This window comes from Pedobacter sp. 01N416 (assembly GCF_056399685.1).
Genome location: NZ_JBFTRT010000643.1, coordinates 1 through 2,654 on the forward strand (window position 1 = coordinate 1; position 2,654 = coordinate 2,654).

The 2,654-nt window shown below is 37.9% G+C and carries 2 protein-coding genes; both read left to right on the forward strand.

The genetic code is table 11. The features are described from left to right. Positions 1 to 894 (forward strand): sensor histidine kinase (locus AC1DND_RS25180; RefSeq protein WP_477585280.1); only part of this gene is annotated, 894 nt, incomplete at its 5' end. Positions 895 to 978: 84 nt separating this feature from the next. Further along, the coding region (locus tag AC1DND_RS25185; RefSeq protein ID WP_477585281.1) for a bifunctional alpha,alpha-trehalose-phosphate synthase (UDP-forming)/trehalose-phosphatase at positions 979 to 2,654 on the forward strand (1,676 nt) is incomplete at its 3' end.

Below are 2,654 nucleotides of genomic sequence, written 5' to 3' on the forward strand. Positions count from 1 at the left end.
GCGTATAAGTATTGGCACAGGGTAAAGCAACATCTCCCTACCTTTGCAGCAGAAATAGAGCAGATCTTATCGGGTGGGAAAAGGTTTCTGGAATTGAAGATCCAGGATAAACTGATTCAATTGTCTACCGAAGTTATTCCATTAAATCTTTACGGAAACAATTATACCATTATCAGTTTCCAAAACATTAAAGACGAAATTGAGCAAAAAGAAACGGAGGCATGGAATAGATTAATTGGTGTAATCTCACACGAGATCTTAAACTCAATTACCCCTATAAGTTCATTATCGGATACGATCAACCGGATGGTAACCGATAAAAAGAACCTCACAGAAGATGAAATGGACGACCTGAAAACGGCTTTACAAACCATACAAAGAAGATCTTCTGGTCTATTAGATTTTGTAAAGGATTATCGCCTAATTGCCGAGCTGCCTACACCAAACCTCGAATCGCATACCATTGGTGAAATACTGAAACACATTAAGGTATTGATGCAGCCATTTGCCAAAGTTAAAAATGTGGTATTGGATGTAGAACAAACCTCTTCAAAAATCACCATTCAGCTCGACCTAAAATTAGTTGAACAAGTGCTGATCAACCTCATTACCAATAGTATTTACGCTGTAGAGAACAGAGAACACCCATACATCAACGTAAATTACAGGTTAGAAAACACCAAACTATATATTGATGTTACCGATAACGGAAAAGGCATAGATGCCAGTGATCTCGAAAAGATTTTTGTTCCATTTTACACCACCCGGAAAAATGGATCAGGAATAGGATTAACCATTAGCCGCAACATTATGAAAATGCACAGAGGCAGCATAGAAGTTGTTTCAATGCCAGATAATGGCACTACTTTTTCTCTGGTATTTAATTACGTTTAATCATTTGAATGTTTTTTTGACCTAAAAAATCAAACAAAACCAGTTTGATATGCTTTTAATGATGTGGATACATCAAATACAAGCATGAAGACAGTTATAATATCGAACAGACTACCCGTTAAAATCATCGAAGAAAACAACGAATACACCCTTATTCCAAGTGAGGGCGGCCTTGCCACAGGATTAGGAGACGTCTATAAATCAGGCAATTCCATTTGGATCGGCTGGCCCGGCATAGAAGTGCCAGAAGAACGTCAGGAAGAAGTTACTCAAAAACTTGCCGCATTAAACCTTTACCCGGTTTACCTTACGCAAAACGAAATCAATTTATATTACGAAGGCTTCTCGAACGAAGTATTATGGCCGGTTTTTCATTACCTCGTTACCTACGCCCATTACGAACAAAATTATTGGGATTGCTATCAATCGGTTAATGAGAAATTTGCAAAAAGTGCCCTGCAGGTACTTAACAGAAGAGATAAAATCTGGATTCAAGATTATCAATTGCTCCTTTTACCAGGCATTTTAAGAGAAAAACTCCCAAATGCTACGATTGGTTTTTTCCAGCATATTCCTTTTCCATCATACGAAATATTCCGTTTAATTCCTTGGCGCGAAGAACTACTGAACGGCTTAATTGGTGCCGATTTAATCGGTTTCCATACTTTTGATGATGTTCGCCATTTTATTAGTACGGCAACACGTTTGCTCCCTGTAAACTCATCATCAAACATACTCAGCAGTAACGAAAGGCAAATTGTTGTGGAAGCTTTTCCAATGGGGATTGATTTCGATAAATTTTCTGGTTTACCTGCAACTGAGCAAGTGCAACAAGAGATCGACTATTTTAGAACAGGAAAAGAAGATATGAAAGTAATCTTGTCCATCGATCGGCTCGATTACAGCAAAGGCATATTAGAAAGATTAAAGGCCTTAGAATTACTGCTTCAGCACCATCCTGAATACATCGGCAAAATTGAGCTTTTTATGATTGTTGTGCCCTCCAGGGATACGGTACCAAAATATAGCGAACTCAGAGATCAGATTGATCAGTTTGTTGGAAATTTAAATGCAAGGTACCGTTCAATGAACTGGATTCCGGTAAATTATTTTTACCGCTCCTTCCCTATTGAAGTGCTATCGGCCCTTTACTCCACAGCAGATATCTGTTTGGTTACGCCTATGCGCGATGGAATGAATTTGGTAAGTAAAGAATATGTGGCCAGCAGGAATAATAATGATGGTGTATTGATTTTAAGTGAAATGGCGGGAGCTTCCAAAGAATTAACTGATGCCATAATCGTAAATCCTAATAACATTGGTGATATTATGGAGGCTATTGTAGCAGCGCTTAAAATGTCGCCATCAGAACAACAAATGCGTATGAAAGCCATGCGTGCAATTGTAGAAAAATTCAATGTTAAACATTGGGTTAACAATTTTATTTTAAGATTAAACGAAGTGAAAGATTCTCAAAAATCGTTATTAACAAAACATGCAGTGAATGCTATTAATGAAGTGATCGTAACTAAATATGCGCAAACACAAGATCGTGTGCTATTTTTAGATTATGATGGTACCCTTGTAGATTTTACCGGAAATATTGACGATGCTTCGCCAGATGCCGAATTGTACGATTTGATTGAGAACCTAACACTTGATAAGGCAAATAAAGTTGTGATTATTAGTGGCAGGCGAAATGAAACCCTCGAAAAGTGGTTTGGACACCTAAAGGTAGATCTGATTGCAGAACATGGTGC